This window comes from Amaricoccus sp. (genome assembly GCF_036846665.1).
GTDB lineage: Bacteria > Pseudomonadota > Alphaproteobacteria > Rhodobacterales > Rhodobacteraceae > Amaricoccus.
This window is the reverse complement of the sequence record NZ_DAIUBO010000005.1, coordinates 22960-39422: the sequence shown is the minus strand read 5'-3', so window position 1 is coordinate 39422 and position 16463 is coordinate 22960. Positions and strand designations below refer to the sequence as shown.

The 16463-nt window shown below is 70.4% G+C and carries 17 protein-coding genes; 13 read left to right on the top strand and 4 right to left on the bottom strand.

All coding sequences use genetic code 11. The features are described 5' to 3' along the window. The 4 genes from V7050_RS01225 to V7050_RS01210 all read left to right on the top strand — a co-directional run. Positions 1 to 1698 (top strand): DUF3458 domain-containing protein (locus V7050_RS01225; protein WP_324410182.1); only part of this gene is annotated, 1698 nt, incomplete at its 5' end. Between the two features lie 64 nt (positions 1699 to 1762). Next, complete coding sequence (locus V7050_RS01220) at positions 1763 to 2641, top strand: 1-acyl-sn-glycerol-3-phosphate acyltransferase (RefSeq protein ID WP_324365280.1); 879 nt, start codon at positions 1763 to 1765, stop codon at positions 2639 to 2641. Between the two features lie 265 nt (positions 2642 to 2906). Continuing rightward, the gene (gene gatB / locus V7050_RS01215) at positions 2907 to 4391 is read left to right on the top strand and encodes an Asp-tRNA(Asn)/Glu-tRNA(Gln) amidotransferase subunit GatB (protein ID WP_324365279.1); all 1485 of its coding nucleotides are present in this window, start codon (positions 2907 to 2909) and stop codon (positions 4389 to 4391) included. Between the two features lie 37 nt (positions 4392 to 4428). Then, complete coding sequence (locus V7050_RS01210) at positions 4429 to 4881, top strand: hypothetical protein (RefSeq protein ID WP_324365278.1); 453 nt, start codon at positions 4429 to 4431, stop codon at positions 4879 to 4881. On the opposite strand, the gene V7050_RS01205 is transcribed toward V7050_RS01210, so the two are convergent. Further along, a complete protein-coding gene (locus V7050_RS01205) occupies positions 4882 to 5142 on the bottom strand; it encodes a BolA family protein (protein ID WP_324365277.1) in 261 nt (86 codons plus the stop codon). It abuts the gene before it with no gap. Positions 5143 to 5253: 111 nt separating this feature from the next. On the opposite strand from V7050_RS01205, the gene V7050_RS01200 reads away from it, so the two are divergent. Next, positions 5254 to 5913, top strand: coding sequence for a J domain-containing protein (locus V7050_RS01200; protein ID WP_324365276.1), 660 nt, complete (start codon positions 5254 to 5256; stop codon positions 5911 to 5913). A gap of 9 nt (positions 5914 to 5922) precedes the next feature. Here the strand turns inward: V7050_RS01200 and V7050_RS01195 are convergent, their stop codons facing one another. Next, positions 5923 to 6477 carry a DUF6647 family protein gene (locus tag V7050_RS01195; RefSeq protein WP_324374350.1) on the bottom strand — a complete coding sequence of 185 codons (555 nt, stop codon included), beginning with the start codon at positions 6475 to 6477 and terminating at the stop codon, positions 5923 to 5925. A gap of 137 nt (positions 6478 to 6614) precedes the next feature. On the opposite strand from V7050_RS01195, the gene V7050_RS01190 reads away from it, so the two are divergent. Next, on the top strand, positions 6615 to 8282 hold the full coding sequence (locus tag V7050_RS01190) for a winged helix-turn-helix domain-containing protein (RefSeq protein ID WP_324365274.1): 1668 nt from the start codon (positions 6615 to 6617) through the stop codon (positions 8280 to 8282). Between the two features lie 128 nt (positions 8283 to 8410). Here V7050_RS01190 and V7050_RS01185 read toward each other — a convergent pair whose 3' ends face one another. Further along, on the bottom strand, positions 8411 to 9457 hold the full coding sequence (locus V7050_RS01185) for a hypothetical protein (protein WP_324365273.1): 1047 nt from the start codon (positions 9455 to 9457) through the stop codon (positions 8411 to 8413). Between the two features lie 216 nt (positions 9458 to 9673). Between V7050_RS01185 and cobS the strand changes: the two genes are divergently transcribed. The 7 genes from cobS (at position 9674) to V7050_RS01150 (ending at position 15787) form a co-directional block, all read left to right on the top strand. After that, on the top strand, positions 9674 to 10660 hold the full coding sequence (gene cobS / locus V7050_RS01180; RefSeq protein WP_324365272.1) for a cobaltochelatase subunit CobS: 987 nt from the start codon (positions 9674 to 9676) through the stop codon (positions 10658 to 10660). A 73-nt stretch (positions 10661 to 10733) separates the two neighbouring features. Beyond that, positions 10734 to 11177 (top strand): peptidoglycan-binding protein LysM, encoded by a 444-nt coding sequence (gene lysM / locus V7050_RS01175; protein ID WP_324365271.1) that lies wholly within the window; start codon positions 10734 to 10736, stop codon positions 11175 to 11177. A gap of 63 nt (positions 11178 to 11240) precedes the next feature. Next, a complete protein-coding gene (cobT, locus tag V7050_RS01170; RefSeq protein WP_324365270.1) occupies positions 11241 to 13109 on the top strand; it encodes a cobaltochelatase subunit CobT in 1869 nt (622 codons plus the stop codon). Between the two features lie 18 nt (positions 13110 to 13127). After that, complete coding sequence (locus tag V7050_RS01165) at positions 13128 to 13316, top strand: PLDc N-terminal domain-containing protein (protein WP_324365269.1); 189 nt, start codon at positions 13128 to 13130, stop codon at positions 13314 to 13316. Positions 13317 to 13323: 7 nt separating this feature from the next. Then, complete coding sequence (locus V7050_RS01160) at positions 13324 to 14373, top strand: zinc-binding metallopeptidase family protein (RefSeq protein ID WP_324365268.1); 1050 nt, start codon at positions 13324 to 13326, stop codon at positions 14371 to 14373. A gap of 58 nt (positions 14374 to 14431) precedes the next feature. Next, the gene (locus tag V7050_RS01155; RefSeq protein ID WP_324365267.1) at positions 14432 to 14701 is read left to right on the top strand and encodes a MoaD/ThiS family protein; all 270 of its coding nucleotides are present in this window, start codon (positions 14432 to 14434) and stop codon (positions 14699 to 14701) included. Between the two features lie 3 nt (positions 14702 to 14704). Beyond that, positions 14705 to 15787: a WD40/YVTN/BNR-like repeat-containing protein gene (locus tag V7050_RS01150; protein WP_324365266.1), complete on the top strand. Its 1083-nt coding sequence runs from the start codon at positions 14705 to 14707 to the stop codon at positions 15785 to 15787. A 307-nt stretch (positions 15788 to 16094) separates the two neighbouring features. On the opposite strand, the gene V7050_RS01145 is transcribed toward V7050_RS01150, so the two are convergent. After that, positions 16095 to 16373, bottom strand: coding sequence for a hypothetical protein (locus V7050_RS01145; protein ID WP_324365265.1), 279 nt, complete (start codon positions 16371 to 16373; stop codon positions 16095 to 16097). Between the last annotated feature and the right edge of the window lie 90 nt (positions 16374 to 16463).

The window sequence follows — 16463 nt, the reverse complement described above, 5'->3', positions numbered from 1 at the left end:
GAGTATTTCCACAACTGGACCGGCAACCGCATCACCTGCCGCGACTGGTTCCAGCTCTGCCTCAAGGAGGGGCTGACGGTCTTCCGCGACCAGCAGTTCTCCTCCGACCAGCGCGGCGCCGGCGTCAAGCGCATCGAGGACGTGATCCGCCTGCGGGCCACCCAGTTCCGCGAGGACGCGAGCCCGCTCGCCCATCCGGTCCGGCCGGAGGAATACATCGAGATCAACAACTTCTACACCGCCACCGTCTACGAGAAAGGCGCGGAGGTCATCGGCATGCTGCGCCGCATCGTCGGCCCCGAGACCTATGCCCGCGCGCTCGACCTCTATTTCGACCGCCACGACGGCCAGGCCTGCACCATTGAGGACTGGCTGCGCGTCTTCGAGGATGCCTCGGGCCGCGACCTGACCCAGTTCGCGCGCTGGTATTCCCAGGCCGGGACGCCGCATGTGACGGCGCGCGAGACCTGGGAGGGCGGCCGCTTCACGCTGGCACTCGCGCAATCCACGCCGCCGACCGCCGGCCAGCCGCGCAAGGCGCCGCTCCTGATCCCGGTCGCCTGCGCGCTCTTAGACCCGGAGACCGGCGCGCCGCTGGCCGAGGCCGTGCTCGAACTCGCCCGCGGGCGGCAGGACTTCACCTGGGACCTGCCCGCGCGGCCGGTCGTCTCGCTCCTGCGCGGCTTCTCCGCCCCGGTCATCCTGACCGGCCCGACCGGCGGGAACGGCGGCGCCTTCCTGCTCGCCCACGAGACCGACCCGTTCAGCAAATGGCAGGCCGGCCGAAGCCTCGCCCTCGGCATCCTCGCCGCGACGAGCGCCGATCCCAGGCTCGCCCCCGATCCGGACTATCTCGCCGCGTTGGCGCGCGTCGCCGAGGATCCCGCGCTCGCGCCGGACTACCGGGCGCTCCTGCTCGACCTGCCCTCGCTCGAAGAGGCCATCGCCCATCTCGCCGAATCCGGCAGGCTTCCGGATCCGCTCGCGCTCCATCACGCCCGCCGCAGGCTCGAGGCCGCGATCGCCGATGCGCTCGGCCCGCGGCTCCGTCGCCTCTACGACGCGCATGGGCTCGACGGCCCCTACAGCCCGGACGCCGCCGCGGCGGGCCATCGCGCCCTGCGCGGCCGCGCGCTCGCGCTGATCACCGCGCGCGATCCCGAGGCCGCCCTCGCCGCGGCGCATTTCGCCGGCGCGGACAACATGACCGAGCGCATGGCCGCGCTTTCCCTGCTCGTCGGCCGGAACCGGGCCGAGGTCGCCCTGGCCGAGTTCCGCGCGGCCTGGCGCGACGACCGCCTCGTGCTCGACAAATGGTTCGCCGTGCAGGCGGCGCATTCGCCCCCCGAGACCGCCGTCGCGACGGTCGAGGCGCTGACGCGGGACCCGGATTTCGACTGGCGGAACCCCAACCGCTTCCGCGCGCTCATCGGCACCTTCGCCAACGCCAATCTCGCCGCCTTCCACGCCGCCGGCGGCGCCGGCTACCGCCTGCTCGCGGACTGGCTGATCCGTCTCGATCCGATCAACCCGCAGACCACCGCCCGGCTGACCTCGGCCTTCGCCACCTGGCGCAGCTTCGACGCCGGCCGCCAGGCGCTGATCCGCGGCGAGCTCCAGCGCCTCGGCGCCCGCCCCGCGCTCTCCCGCGACACCGGCGAGATGGTGGAGCGGCTGCTCCGGGAGGCGGACGGCTGAACTCCGCCGGAGGAACGCCGCCGCTTGTCACGCGTTTGTCGAACTGGCACGATAGGATCCGACCATGCGGGGCACGATCGACGAGCTCATCGAGGAACGGGCGCCCTGGCTCCGTCGGGGCGGCCCCGGCGTCTGGCTTGCCCGCCGCCTGCTCAAGCGCATCCTGAGCTACGAGCGAACCGTCCGGATCGGCGAGGCGCTGGAGCCGATGCCGGGACCGGACGTGATGCAGTCGCTGGCGGAGATGATCGCGCTGCACGTCGAGATCAGCGGCCTGGAGAACATCCCCGAGACCGGCCCGCTGATGGTCGTCTGCAACCATCCGACCGGCATCGCCGACGGCATCGTGCTCTTCGGCGCGCTCGCCCGGAGACGCCCGGATCTCTTCATCTTCGCCAATGCGGACGCGCTGCGGGTCCTGCCCCAGCTCGGGAGCCTGATCGCGCCGGTGGAATGGCGGCCCGAGAAGCGCACCCACAAGCAGAACCGCGAGACCATGGCCTATGCCCATAGGGCCTTCGAGGCCGGGCGCATGGGCGTGCTCTTCCCCTCCGGGCGGCTGGCCAAGCGCCGCTGGCTCTCGCTGCATGAACGCCCCTGGATGGCCTCGGGCGCCATGCTCGCGCGGCGCTTCGACCTGCCGGTGGTGCCCTTGCACATCACCGCGCGCAACTCGGCGCTCTTCTATCTCTTCGACCGCATCCACCCGACGCTGCGCGACATCACCATCTTCCACGAGGTGCTGAACAAGCCCTATCAGCCCTACCGGCTGACGGTCGGTGCGCCGATCGACCCGGCGACCCTGCCCTCCGGATCCGCGGAGGCGACCGAGGTCCTGCGCGCCCGAACGCTCGAACTGGGCGGCCAGAAGCCCCAGACCGTGCTCACCGCCCCGCGCTATTCGCGGCCGCGCCGCCTGAAGCCCGCGCGCCTGATGGTCTGACGGTCGGCCGGGGAATGGCATTTCGCAACGCAACCCCGCCGCCCGAGTTCCGGGCGCGCCTGGCGTCACCATCCCGCCTGGCGGGCACCGCCGGGCAGCGCCCGCCCCGCCCCCAGGCGGGCGCTGCTCTCGTCTTGGAGCGGGGCGGTCGGGGAATGCACGGGCGCCAGGTGCAATAGCATAACCGGTGACAGTCTGAACCGGGCCTTGCCGCACCGTCGCCGCCCCGGTAAGAGGGCGGCCTGCATCACCGACGGACGAGCGCATGGCCGAGCTAACCTATCGGGAACCGGACCCCAAGGTCATCGCCGGCGCGAAGGGCGACTGGGAAATGGTGATCGGGCTGGAGGTCCATGCCCAGGTCACCTCGAAATCCAAGCTCTTCTCCGGCGCCTCCACCGCCTTCGGCGCCGAGCCCAATACAAACGTCAGCCTGGTGGATGCCGCGATGCCCGGCATGCTGCCGGTGGTGAACGAATTCTGCGTCGAGCAGGCGGTGCGCAGCGGGCTCGGGCTCAAGGCCGCGATCAACCGCTACTCCCGCTTCGACCGCAAGAACTACTTCTATCCCGACCTGCCGCAGGGCTACCAGATCAGCCAGCTCTACCACCCGATCGTCGGCGAGGGCGAGGTGCTGGTCGATCTCGGGCCCGGCCTCGCGCGCAAGGTCAGGATCGAGCGTATCCATCTCGAGCAAGACGCGGGCAAGTCGATCCACGACCTCGACCCCGCGCTCTCCTTCGTCGATCTCAACCGCACCGGCGTGGCGCTGATGGAGATCGTCTCGCGCCCCGACATCCGCGGCCCCGAGGAGGCGGCGGAATACGTCCGCAAGCTGCGCCAGATCCTGCGCTACTTGGGCACCTGCGACGGCAACATGCAGGAAGGCAGCCTGCGCGCCGACGTGAACGTCTCCGTCCGCCCGGCGGGCTCCACCGATCTCGGCACCCGCTGCGAGATCAAGAACATGAACTCGATGCGCTTCATCGTGCAGGCGATCGAATTCGAGGCGCGCCGCCAGATCGCGATCCTCGAGGACGGCGGGCGCATCGAGCAGGAAACGCGCCTCTACGATCCCGCCCGGGGCGAGACGCGCTCCATGCGCTCCAAGGAAGAAGCGCATGATTACCGCTACTTCCCCGATCCCGATCTGCTGCCGCTCGAACTCGACCAGGCCTGGATCGACGCCATCGCCGCGGGCCTTCCCGAGCTTCCGGACGCCAGGAAGGCGCGTTTCGTGCTCGACTACGGCATGACCGAATACGACGCCGGCGTGCTGACCGCGGAGGTGGCGAGCGCGGATTACTTCGAGGCCGTGGCGCGCGGCCGCGACGGCAAGGCGGCGGCGAACTGGGTGATCAACGAGCTCTTCGGCCGGCTGAACCGCGAGGGCCACGGCATCGAGGCGAGCCCGATCGGCCCGGGCCAGCTCGGCGGCCTCCTCGACCTGATCGCGAGCGGCGAGATCTCGGGCAAGATCGCCAAGGACGTCTTCGAGATCCTCTGGACCGAGGGCGGCGAGCCGGCGGCGATCGTCGCGGCGCGCGGCCTGCGCCAGGTGACCGACAGCGGCGCGATCGAGGCGGCGGTCGCCGAGGTGGTGGCCGCCAATCCGGAGAAGGCGGCGCAGGCGCTGGCCAAGCCCGCGCTCGCCGGTTGGTTCGTCGGCCAGGTGATGAAGGCGACCGGCGGCAAGGCCAATCCGCAGGCGGTGCAGGCGGCGGTGCGCCGAAAGCTCGGGGTGGAGTGAGCGCCGGGCGGGCCAGGGCGGCCATCAGGGGGAAGCGATGACCTACTTCGACTACAAGGCGGTTCCGGCGCCGCGCCGGGCGAAGAAGTCCCGGGGGGTGAAATCCGCCTCGGACCTCTTCGCGCTCACCATCACCGAGGCGATCAACGAGCATGCGCGGCAGGGCTGGGAATACCTGCGCGCCGAACGGCTGCCCTCCACGCCCTCCGGCGGCTGGTTCCACAAGGCGGTGGAACAGGACGAGACGCTGCTCATCTTCCGCCGCCCGCGCGAGACGCTCGGCCCGCAGCTCGCGGCACTCGCCGACCCCGCCCCCGATGGCGCGATCCGCGAGATCACCGGCGAATCGCGGCCGGCGAGGTCAACACGCGAACCGATTACCGGCAGCCGCGTCGAACCACAGATCGCGGACCCGTCCGCCGATCCCACGGCGCGCCCGGCATCCCCCCTGCGCGCCGCACCGCAGCTCGGTCCCGCCGAGCGCGGCTGATCAGCCATCGCGGCCCGAGAGGGTCAGCGCGAGCGCATGGATCGGGCCGTCGAGCTCCTCGCGCAGCACGCGATGCACCGCCCGGCTGCGCGCCAGCCGCCCCATGCCGTCGAAGGCGGCGCTGCGCATCTCGACGCGGAAATGCGTGCCGCCCCCCTCGCGCCAGCCGGCATGGCCGCGATGGGTCTCGCTCTCGTCGATGACCGCGATGTACTCCGGCTCGAAGGCCAGGCTCAGCTTGGAATGCAGCCTCTCGGCCATTATTTTCCCTGCATTCGCCACCGGATCCTCCCTCGCTACGGGGCTTGGCCCGCCCCGACAAATCACTAAACTCTAGGCCCCGAGTCGCCCAGATGAAAGGATCGGCTGCCGATGAGCCGCCGCACGCCCTTCGAGTTCGACATCTCCGCCGCCGCCGACAAGAAGCGGCGCGCGCGCTCGCGCAGCCAGTCCGGCGCGGTCGAAAGCTCCGGGCGCATCTGCGACAAGCCCGGCTGCGACAAGCCGGGGAAGTTCCGCGCGCCGAAATCGCCCGACAGCCTCGACGATTTCCACTGGTTCTGTCTCGACCATGTTCGCGAGTACAACCTGAAGTGGAACTTCTTCGAATCGCATTCCGACGACGACCTGGAGCGGCAATTCGCCGCCGACCGGGTCTGGGAGCGGCCGACCCGGCCGTTCCGGCAGAGCGTCGACCGCAACGGCACCCAGCCCCATGCGGAAGGCCGGGCCTGGCAGCGCTTCGGCTTCGACGACCCGACCGAGCTGCTCGGCGACAAGGCGACCCTGAACCCGGGCGCCGACCGCAAGTCGCCGCGCGCGCGACGCCTGCCGCCGACCGAGCGGCGGGCGCTCGAGATCCTCGACGCGCAGGACAACCAGACCAAGCAGGAAATCCGAAAGCAGTACAAGGCCCTGGTGAAGGACCTTCACCCTGACATGAACGGTGGCCGCCGCGACGACGAGGCGCGGCTGGCCGAAGTGGTCTGGGCCTGGGAGCAGATCAAGGTCAGCCGAAGCTTTCGCGACTGACGCCGGCCGTCAGAAGCCGCAGATGCCAAGAAGCCTCAGGAAAAGCGGGTCGATCGCCAGCGCGCGGGTGAGGTCCTGGCCGAAGAGGGCGAGCCAGCGAGCCTGCGCCTCGTAGGCAAGCGCCTCGACCTCGGCCGGGCAGCCGGGCTCCCATCCTGCGCTCGCCTGGAGATGGTGCACCATCTCGTGCACGAGCATCGACATTTCGACTGCGCCGGTGCCTGTCCATCCTTCGGGCAGATGGATGGTCGCCTGCCGCTGGTCGTAGAGCGCCACGACCCGGCGCGCATCCGTCCCGTCGGCCAGCGTCGCACCACCGCGATAGAGTGCGGCCATCGCAGCGGGCGACGAAAGGCGGATCGCCGGGAGCGGCGCGGGCGGGAGGTCGAACTCCGCCGCGAGCCACGCGCCGACGGCGGCCGCGGCGGCGTTGACGGGGACCTGGACGTCGCCGACGAATTCCGCCCTGCCCGCGTCCTCCGGCGGCAGCGAGCGTTCGGCGCCGACGGCGGCAGCCGCGGTCGCGGCAAAGACGGTCAACAGGAGCCTGGTCCGGAGATCCATGTCGGAAGCCTGGCACCGGCCCCCCCCGGAGTCCTGATCGCCCGACGATGGCCGCCCGATCGGGCGCCGATCTTTTACCGGACTCCCGTCCTGATCGGCCACGTGCTACGCTCGCGGCAAGACCCAGGGGGGGGCGCGTGGGCGACGCGGCATCTTTCCTTTCCGTGAACGGGCGGGTCGTCGATTTCCGCCGCGAGACGCTGCGCGACGCCGCGGGTGCGCCCATCGCCCTGCGTCCCCAGGCCTTCGCCGTGCTGCGCCACCTCGCCGCCCATCCCGGCGAGGTCGTGACCAAGCAGGAGCTGATCGACGTGGTCTGGGAGGGCGTCGCCGTCACCGACGACAGCCTCGTGCAATGCATCCACCAGATCCGCCGCGCGCTCGGCGACGAGGCGCATGCGGTGCTGCAGACGGTTCCGCGGCGCGGCTACCTCCTCGAGCCGCCGCCGACGTTGCGCCGTCGCGGCCGTACCGCGCCCCTGGCTGCGCTCGTGCTCGTCCTGATGCTTGCCGCAGCGGGGTTTGCGCTCTGGCGACCGGGGCCGCCGCCGCACGACATCGGCATCGCCGTCCTGCCGCTGCAGACCGACCTGGGCGATCCGATTCGGGCTGGTGTCGCCGAGGCCCTGACCGACGACGTGGTCACCGAGCTCTCGCGCGCCCGCTCGCTCCGCGTCCTCGCCCGCAACACCGTGGCGGGCGTCGAGGGAGACGACGCGATCGATCGCCTGCGCGAGCTCGGAGCCGACTACGTGCTCGAGGGCCGGCTCGAACAAGGGGAGGATCGCCTTCGCGTGGCGGTGCGGCTGGTCGATTCGGAATCGCACCTCAATGCTTGGAGCGGCCGTTTCGAGCAGGCGTTGGACGATATCTTCGCGATCCGCGATCCGCTGGTCACCGAAATCGTCGGCACCTTGTCGGGCTACAGCGGCGTGATCTGGAAGGAATGGCTGGCGCGAGCCGAGCGGTCGAGGCCGCGGAACCTCACGGCCTTCGAGCTTCTGATCCGGGCGAAGGCGCCCTACGGCAGAAACGACGAGGCGGGCATCCGGGAGGCCCGGGCGCTGATCGAAGAGGCCGTCGCCCGGGACCCGGAGCTCTTGATCGGATGGATCTTTCTCGCAGGAACGCACCTACAGGAGGCATTTTCTGATTGGGGAAGCCGGGCCGCCGCCTGGGAGCGATTCGAGGCGGCGGTGGACCGGGCCGCTGAACTCGACCCCGACCACGGCCGCGTGCTGATGGCCCAGGGATTGAGCTATTTCCGCCGCGGCGATGCGGATGCGGGGCGTGCAGCCTTCGAACGGGCGCTCGCGACCTATCCAAACGATTCGGTCATCCTCGGCAAGGTCGGGGCGATCAGCCCGATCGCGCTCGGCACGGAAGCCGCCGGGAACGGGCTCGCGATCCTCGACCGCCTGGCCGAGATCGACCCGCTCCACCCGCCCTACTACTGGTTCCAGCGCGCCTACCCGCTCTATTATTCCGGCCGCTACGCCGAGGCCGCCGCGGTGCTTCGCAAGCTCCCGCACCGATGGTTCGAAGCACGGCTCATGCTCGCGCTGGCGCTCGCGCAGGCGGGCGACGCGGCGGCGCGCGCCGAGGTCGCCGAGCTCCTGCGCCTCGATCCGGAATTCAGCGCCGAGGCCTGGATCGCCAACGACTTCTACCAGCCGGGCAGCAGCTCGGTCGCTCTCTTCGTCGACGGCGCGCGAAAGGCGGGCCTGCCGATCTGCACTGCCGACGCCGCCGCGATCCCGCCGGCGCGACGCCTGCCGGACTGCGAGGCCGAGCGCGGCGGCTGAGTCATCGACGCATCGGCAGGGCGTTCGCCACACACATTCCTCGTGAGCGGCCGCCGCGACGACGAGGCGCGGCTGGCCAAAGTGGTCTGGGCCTGGGAGCAGATCAAGGTGAGCCGAAGCTTCCGCGACTAGACCCTTGGATCCGCAGGACTCGCCCCCGAACGCGCCGCCCCCGGAGTCGCGGTCTCGACCGCAGCATCCGAATCCAGCGCGCCGATCGCCATGTCGCCCACCGCCCAGAGCAGGTTGGCGACGGCGAAGCTGACGCCGGCGGCGGTCCCGGTCGAGAGCGCCAGCGTGCCGGTGATCACGCGCCAGGGCAGGCGCGCGAGCATGCTCGTCCGGAACGGCTGCGCCTGCTTCGTGCCCTCGGAGATCCAGAAGAGGCCCGGATGCACCATCGCGCGGATCGTCCATTCGATGGCCGGATCGAGCGTCCGGGCCATCGCCCCGGCGAGCGGCCCCTGCACCGACAAGAGCGACCGCAGATCGCCGGCGCCGAAGGACACACCGCCCTCGTCGCCCCGGCCCTCGCCCCCCGCCTGCGCGGCCTCCACGGCCCGGCATCCGCCCTGGTAGGTCAGGAGCCCCGCGCCGGCCACGAAGACCCCGGACAGGAAGGTCGCGGCGCTGAGCAGGATGCCCGTCCCGCCGGAGCCGAACAATTCGACCGCCAGCACCATGACGCCGGCACCGGCGAGCGCGAGGCCGCCGACGCTCAGCGCCAGCCCGCCGAGCTTCAGGAGCAGCGGGAAATGGCCCGCCCCGCGCAGCAGGCAGGAGCCGACCACGAAGGCGCAGGCCGCGACGGTGAACAGATTGGCCTCGCGAACGAGCGCGAAGGCCAGGAGCGCCAGCGCCAGCGGAACGGCGAGCGCATTGACCGCATCGGCCGCCCGCGGTCCGAACCGCCGCTCCACCGCCGAGCCGAGCGGAAAGGCGATGACGACGATGGCCATCACGCCGAGGGTGGCGAAGGCCTCGGGGTGCTCCCGGGCGAGCCAGAAGGCCACCGCGACGGGCGATGCGCCACCGGCCCGGTAGGCGTCGACCAGGCTTTCGGCGAAGACCCGGATTCCGCCCGCACCGGTCAGGGAGGCGATGATGTTGCCGATCTCGTAGCCCCAGAACTGGATCTCGAGACTGTTGCGCTTCATCCAGGGCGCGACGGCCATGAATTCTCCCTCCCTCCTCGCTTGATCCTGCTTCGATGCGGACGCCGGCCCGCGCAAGGACGCAGCGGCGGCTTGAAAATGCCTTGATCGCAATAGTAGCAGGTTCGGCCGAACTTGTCGCGCGCGAGGTGCGCGGGCATCGCCGCGCTCCGCTTTCGCTTGCCCCCCGCGGTCAGATATGATGCAGAAGCACGGAACGCACCGGCGGGGAAAACGATGGCGGACGGCAGGATGGAGATGAGCTCAGAACCGACGATGGATCTCAGCGTCCGCGACGTCTTCGGCATCGACACCGATCTGACCGTGCGCGCTTTCGCCGAGCCGAGCGAACGCGTGCCGGACATCGACCCGACCTACCGCTTCGACCCGGACACCACGCTGGCGATCCTCGCGGGCTTCGCCCACAACCGCCGCGTCATGATCCAGGGCTACCACGGCACCGGCAAGTCGACCCATATCGAGCAGGTGGCGGCGCGGCTGAACTGGCCCTGCGTGCGCGTCAATCTCGACAGCCACATCTCCCGCATCGACCTGATCGGCAAGGATGCGATCCGCATCCGCGACGGCATGCAGGTGACCGAGTTCCAGGAGGGCATCCTGCCATGGTGCCTGCGCAACCCGGTGGCGATCTGTTTCGACGAATACGACGCCGGGCGGCCGGACGTGATGTTCGTCATCCAGCGCGTGCTCGAGACCGACGGCAAGCTGACGCTTCTCGACCAGAACAAGGTGATCCGGCCGCATCCCTATTTCCGCCTGTTCTCCACGGCCAATACCATCGGCCTCGGCGATACCACCGGGCTCTACCACGGCACCCAGCAGATCAACCAGGGCCAGATGGACCGCTGGAGCCTCGTGGTCACGCTCAACTATCTCGCCCATGACGCCGAAGTCGGGATCGTGCTGGCGAAATATCCGCATTACGACACGCCCGAGGGCCGCAAGACCGTCAGCCGCATGGTCACCGTGGCCGATCTCAGCCGCGCGGCCTTCATGAACGGCGACCTCTCCACCGTCATGAGCCCGCGCACGGTGCTGAGCTGGGCCGAGAACGCGCGGATCTTCGGCGACATCGGCTTCGCCTTCCGCGTGACCTTCCTCAACAAATGCGACGAGCTCGAACGGCAGACGGTGGCGGAATTCTACCAGCGCTGCTTCGACAAGGAGCTGCCGGAGAGCGCGGTGAGCATGAGCCTGGGCTGACCCGGGGCTGCAATTTGCCGAACCCTTCCCGCGCAAATGCGTTGGAGGGTCTTCTGGGTAGGGAGGTCAGACCATGGGACTCTGGAATTTCGTCAAGGAAGCGGGCAAGTCGCTCGGCTTCGGCGGCGCCGAGGCGGCCGAGGCGCCCGCGGCGGAGGCGCTGAAGAAGGAGATCGACGATCTCGGGCTCAAGTCCGAGGGGCTCGAGATCGAGGTCGAGGGCGACACCGTGAAGGTGTCGGGACGCGCCCCGACCGAGGAGGAGCGCGAGAAGATCATCATCGCCGCCGGCAATGTCGCGGGCGTCGCCCGGGTCGAGGATGCGATCGAGACCCCCGAACCCGGCGCCGCGCCGGTCTTCCACACCGTGGTGAAGGGCGACACGCTCTGGAAGATCGCGGAAAGGACGCTGGGCAAGGGTGCGCGCTACAATGAGATATTCGAGGCGAACCGGCCGATGCTCCAGGACCCCGACAAGATCTATCCGGGACAGGTCCTGCGCATCCCGAAGGGCTAGCGCGCGCCGGAAGCTGCGGGAGCCGGTCTTGCGCCCGGCTCCCATCGGGATGATCTATCGGTGATGAGCAAGCCAGTCGACAACCCCGCCGACCCCTTCAAGAAGGCGCTCGCCGAGGCGACCCGCGCCATGGCCGGCGAGGGCGAGCTGACCGTGGCCTATTCCGTCGACCCGCCGGGCGTCTCGGCCGGCACCATGCGGCTGCCCCAGGTCACCCGGCGCATGACGCGCAACGAGGTGCTGCTGGCGCGCGGCACCGCGGATGCCTATGCCCTGCGCCTGCGCTTCCACGACGACGCCACCCACCGCCGCTACGCGCCGGAGGGCGAGGTCGCCGCCGCCCTTTTCGAGGCGATGGAGACCGCGCGCTGCGAGTCGGTCGGCGCGCGGGCCATGCCCGGCACCGCCGGCAACATCGACGCCCGGATCGGCGACGAGGCGCGGCGGCTCGGCTATGCCGAGATCACCGATCCCGAAAAGGCGCCACTCGCCCAGGCCGCCGGCTATCTGGTGCGCCAGCTCGCCACCGGCCGGCCGCTGCCCGCCGGCGCCCAGAACGTGCTCGACCTCTGGCGCGGCGTTCTCGAATCCCAGGCGGGCGAGACGCTCGGCGGCCTCGACGCGGTGCTGGAGGACCAGCAGGGCTTCGCCCGCTTCGCGCGGCGGGTCATCGAGGATCTCGGCTACGGCGACCAGCTCGGCGAGGATCCCGACAGCGAGACCGCCGAGGAGGACGAGCAGGACGACGGCGGCGAGGAGACCGAGGAGCCCGAGAGCGCCGGCGCCGACGACGACAGCACCGACCAGGAGGCCGGCAGCGAGCAGGCGCCGGCCGACAGCCGCGCCGATCCCAGCCAGATGCAGGCGGCGCTCGACACCGAGGACGACGGCGAGGCCGCGGAGGACGCCGAGGCCGAGGAAGCCGACCCGCGCGAATGGCGCCCGCCGCCCCATTCCGAGGCCGATCCCGGCTACAAGGTCTATTCGACGAAATTCGACGAGGAGATCGCGGCGGAGGATCTGGCCGACCCGGCCGAGCTCGAACGCCTGCGCGCCTATCTCGACCAGCAGCTCGAGCCGCTGAAGGGCGCCGTCGCCCGCCTCGCCAACCGCCTGCAGCGCCGGCTCCAGGCGCAGCAGAACCGCGCCTGGGACTTCGACCTCGAGGAGGGCACGCTCGACGCCGGCCGCCTCGCCCGCGTGGTCACCAATCCCATGACGCCGCTCAGCTTCAAGATGGAGCGCGACACCGAGTTCCGCGACACCGTCGTCACGCTCCTGCTCGACAATTCCGGCTCCATGCGCGGCCGGCCGATCTCCATCGCCGCCATCTCCGCCGACGTGCTGGCGCGCACGCTGGAACGCTGCCAGGTCAAGGTCGAGATCCTCGGCTTCACCACCCGCGCCTGGAAGGGCGGCCAGAGCCGCGAGGCCTGGCTCGCCGCCCAGCGCCCCGCCCTGCCCGGAAGGCTCAACGACCTGCGCCACATCGTCTACAAATCCGCCGACGCGCCCTGGCGCCGGGCGCGGCCGAACCTCGGCCTGATGATGAAGGAGGGGCTGCTCAAGGAGAACATCGACGGCGAGGCGCTGGAATGGGCGCATCGCCGGCTGCTCTCCCGCGGGGAATCCCGCCGGGTGCTGATGGTGATCTCCGACGGCGCGCCGGTCGACGATTCCACGCTCTCGGTCAATCCGGCCAATTACCTCGAGAAGCACCTGCGCGACGTGATCGCCATGATCGAGCGCCGCCGCGCGGTGGAACTCGTCGCCATCGGCATCGGCCACGACGTGACCCGCTACTACGGCCGCGCCGTGACCATCACCGATGTCGAGCAGCTGGCGGGCGCCATGACCGAACAGCTCGCCAGCCTCTTCGACAACGACCCGGTCCGCATCGCCCGCGAATCCCGGCTGCGGCGGCGGGCCTGACCGCAAGGGAGGCCGCATGTGAGCATCGACGTCACCGGCATCGGCGGGTTCGTCCTGCTGGTGCTCGACCTCTGGGCGATCATCTCGGTGATCGGCGCCCGGGCGGGAACCGGCACCAAGGTCATCTGGGTCCTGGTGATCCTGTTCCTGCCCCTGCTCGGGTTCATCGCCTGGCTGATCTTCGGCCCGCGCTCGAGACGGGGCTGAGCCGGCGATGAAGCTCTTCACCTGCGGCACCTGCGGGCAGATGCTGCATTTCGAGAATTCGTCCTGCCTCAATTGCGGCGCGACGCTGGGCTTCCGCCCGGACCTTCTCGAGCTCGCGACGCTCGTGCCGCGGGAGGCCGGCGGCTTCGCGACGGTCCGCGATCCGGTGAGCGCCTGGGCCTTCTGCGCCAATGCCGCATCGGGCGGCTGCAACTGGCTGGTGCCCTTGGGCGGCGACGCCTATTGCCCGGCCTGCGGCCTGAACCGCACCATCCCCGACCTCGACATCGCCGGCAATGCCGAGCGCTGGCGCGCCATCGAGACCGCCAAGCGGCGGCTCATCTATGCGCTCCGCCGCTTCGGCCTGCCGATGACCAGCCAGCACGAGGATGCCGCGCATGGCCTCGCCTTCGACTTCCTCGCCGATGCGGGCGCGGAGCCGGTGATGACCGGCCATGCCGACGGGCTGGTGACCATCAACATCGCGGAGGCTGATTCCGCCGAGCGCGAGCGGCGGCGGCTGGAGCTGGGCGAGCCCTACCGCACCCTGCTCGGCCATCTGCGCCACGAGGTCGGCCATTACTACTGGGACCTGCTGGTGCGCGACGGCGGCCGGCTCGAGGCGGCGCGCGCGGTCTTCGGCGACGAGCGCGCCGATTACGCCGAGGCGCTCGAACGCCATTACGCGAACGGCCCGCCCCCGGACTGGCAATCGGGCTTCGTCAGCGCCTATGCGACCATGCATCCCTGGGAGGATTTCGCCGAGACCTGGACGCATTATTTCCACATGGTCGACACGCTGGACACGGCCGCGAGCTTCGGGCTGGCGCTCGACCCGCAGGTGACGGCGCGCGACGCGGAGGCGCCCGAGATCGCCTTCGATCCCTACCGGGCGCCGGATTGCCGGAGCCTCGTCGAGGCCTGGCTGCCGCTCACCGTGGCGCTCAACAGCCTCAACCGCTCGATGGGCCAGCCCGACCTCTATCCCTTCGTGCTCAGCGCGCCGGCCATCGCCAAGCTCGGCTTCGTCCACGACCTGGTGCAGCCGCCCGCCTGAACGGGCCTTTGCAGCGCGGGTGCCTTGTGCGACACTTCGCGCGAAAGCAGCCGCAACCATGCCCCAGGTCAGTTTCACCGCCAATCTGAGGCGCCACCGCGAGACCCCCGTCACCGCGGTCGAGGGCGCGACGGTGCGCGAGGCGCTGGACGCGGTCTTCGCCGAGGATCCGCTCCTGCGCGGCTACGTGCTCGACGAGCAGGGCCGGCTGCGGCGCCATGTCAATGTCTTCGTCAACAACGCGATGATTGCGGACAGGCTGGGGCTCGCCGACCCGGTCGGCCGCGACGACGAGATCTACGTGCTTCAGGCGCTTTCGGGAGGGTGAGGCATGACGGAAGGGCTCTATGTCGCCAGCCGCAAGGGGCTGGTGCCGATCCGGCGCAGGAACCGCGGCTGGGAGGCCGGCGCCGCCGCCTTCCTCGGCGAGCCGGTCACCGCGATCCTGCGCGACCCGCGCGACGGCACGCTCTATGCCGCGCTGCGGCTGGGGCATTTCGGCTGCAAGCTGCACCGCTCCGGGGATGACGGCGCGAGCTGGGAGGAACTGCCCGCCCCCGCCTATCCGGCCGCGCCGGAGCCGGATGCCGAGGCGCCGGCCCTCGACATGATCTGGACGCTGGCGCCGGGCGGGCCGGACCGGCCGGGCGAGATCTGGGCCGGCACCCTGCCCGGCGGGCTCTTCATGAGCCCCGACCGGGGCGAGACCTGGTCGCTGGTCGACTCGCTCTGGTCGCGGCCCGAACGGGGCGAATGGTTCGGCGGCGGCTTCGACCATCCCGGCATCCATTCGATCTGCATCGACCCGCGCGACCCCGAGCGCATGACCCTCGGCATCTCCTGCGGCGGCGTCTGGAAGAGCGACGACCGCGGCGCCACCTGGCGGCTCGCGGGACAGGGCCTGCGCAACGCCTATATGCCGCCCGAGCGCGCCTATGACGCCAATGTCCAGGACCCGCATCTCGTCGCCACCTGCGCCGCCGCGCCCGACGTGGTCTGGTGCCAGCATCACAACGGCATCTTCCGCTCCACCGACGGAGCGGAGACCTTCGGCGAGATCGAGGCGCCGATGCCCTCGGTCTTCGGCTTCGCCGTCGCGCCGCATCCCGCGGACCCCGCGACCGCCTGGTTCGCGCCCGCGGTCAAGGACGAATGCCGGGTGCCGGTCGACGGCCGCATGGTGGTCACCCGGACGCGCGACGGCGGCGCGAGCTTCGAGGTGCTCGGCCGCGGCCTGCCCGAGCGCGGCAGCTACGATCTCGTCTATCGCCACGCGCTGGTGGTGGATGCGGGCGGCGAGTGCCTCGCCATGGGCTCGACCACCGGCAATCTCTGGGTCAGCGAGAACGGCGGCGAGGAATGGCAGCAGATCGACGCGCATCTGCCGCCGATCGCCCAGGTGGCCTTCGTCTGACCGGGCATCGAGCGGTCTTGCGTTCCGGCACGCTGCGCGGCTTCATGAACGCGAGGGTTTCACCATCCCGCCCGTGCGTCAGCACGGGCAGCGGCCAGCCCACCCCCCAGGGGTGGCCGCTTCGCGACCTCCCCGTGGGCCGGCCGCTGCCCTTTGCGCGGGTGGGTAGGGTCTCGCGGGCAGAGAGCAGGCGTGTGTCGCGCAGCGTGAAGATCCGGTTAACGCGGGAAGACTTCCCACATGATTCCAACATGATGGCCCGATGTGCGCGCGCGCGCAAAGCCCGGATCGGATCCCGCCGGGCCCTTCAGCGCGCCCGGGACACCCAGAGCAGCATCGCCAGCGCGGCGAGGACCAGCGCCAGCGGCAGCGCCATGAGGAAGGCCCCGACCGGATCCCACAAGAGGAACCCGTGCAGCTGCCAGCCCTCGACGAACCGGGCGTGCCAGCCGGGCCAGACCCCGGCCAGCGCCTGGTCGATCGAGCGCAGGCGATAGGCATAGCCCTGGCCGAGCGTGGCCTGCCAATCGGCAACGGCGAGAAGGAAGGCTGCGCCCATCAGCAGGGCCGCGAGAAGAATTCGCATGGCATTCTCGGTTTGCAGACGGTCGCGGCATAGGCGACCTCAACTTACAGGCGATTCATCTACTCGTAATCCTACCTTCATTGACGCGCG

Coding starts and splice junctions, on each gene's coding strand:
- V7050_RS01155 (WP_324365267.1), top strand. CDS start 14,432: ATGCCCCAGGTCAGTTTCACCGCCAATCTGAGGCGCCACCGCGAGACC.
- cobT (WP_324365270.1), top strand. CDS start 11,241: ATGAGCAAGCCAGTCGACAACCCCGCCGACCCCTTCAAGAAGGCGCTC.
- lysM (WP_324365271.1), top strand. CDS start 10,734: ATGGGACTCTGGAATTTCGTCAAGGAAGCGGGCAAGTCGCTCGGCTTC.
- V7050_RS01185 (WP_324365273.1), bottom strand. CDS start 9,457: ATGGCCGTCGCGCCCTGGATGAAGCGCAACAGTCTCGAGATCCAGTTC.
- V7050_RS01200 (WP_324365276.1), top strand. CDS start 5,254: ATGAGCCGCCGCACGCCCTTCGAGTTCGACATCTCCGCCGCCGCCGAC.
- V7050_RS01195 (WP_324374350.1), bottom strand. CDS start 6,477: ATGGATCTCCGGACCAGGCTCCTGTTGACCGTCTTTGCCGCGACCGCG.
- V7050_RS01210 (WP_324365278.1), top strand. CDS start 4,429: ATGACCTACTTCGACTACAAGGCGGTTCCGGCGCCGCGCCGGGCGAAG.
- V7050_RS01220 (WP_324365280.1), top strand. CDS start 1,763: ATGCGGGGCACGATCGACGAGCTCATCGAGGAACGGGCGCCCTGGCTC.
- cobS (WP_324365272.1), top strand. CDS start 9,674: ATGGCGGACGGCAGGATGGAGATGAGCTCAGAACCGACGATGGATCTC.
- V7050_RS01205 (WP_324365277.1), bottom strand. CDS start 5,142: ATGGCCGAGAGGCTGCATTCCAAGCTGAGCCTGGCCTTCGAGCCGGAG.
- V7050_RS01160 (WP_324365268.1), top strand. CDS start 13,324: ATGAAGCTCTTCACCTGCGGCACCTGCGGGCAGATGCTGCATTTCGAG.
- V7050_RS01145 (WP_324365265.1), bottom strand. CDS start 16,373: ATGCGAATTCTTCTCGCGGCCCTGCTGATGGGCGCAGCCTTCCTTCTC.
- V7050_RS01150 (WP_324365266.1), top strand. CDS start 14,705: ATGACGGAAGGGCTCTATGTCGCCAGCCGCAAGGGGCTGGTGCCGATC.
- gatB (WP_324365279.1), top strand. CDS start 2,907: ATGGCCGAGCTAACCTATCGGGAACCGGACCCCAAGGTCATCGCCGGC.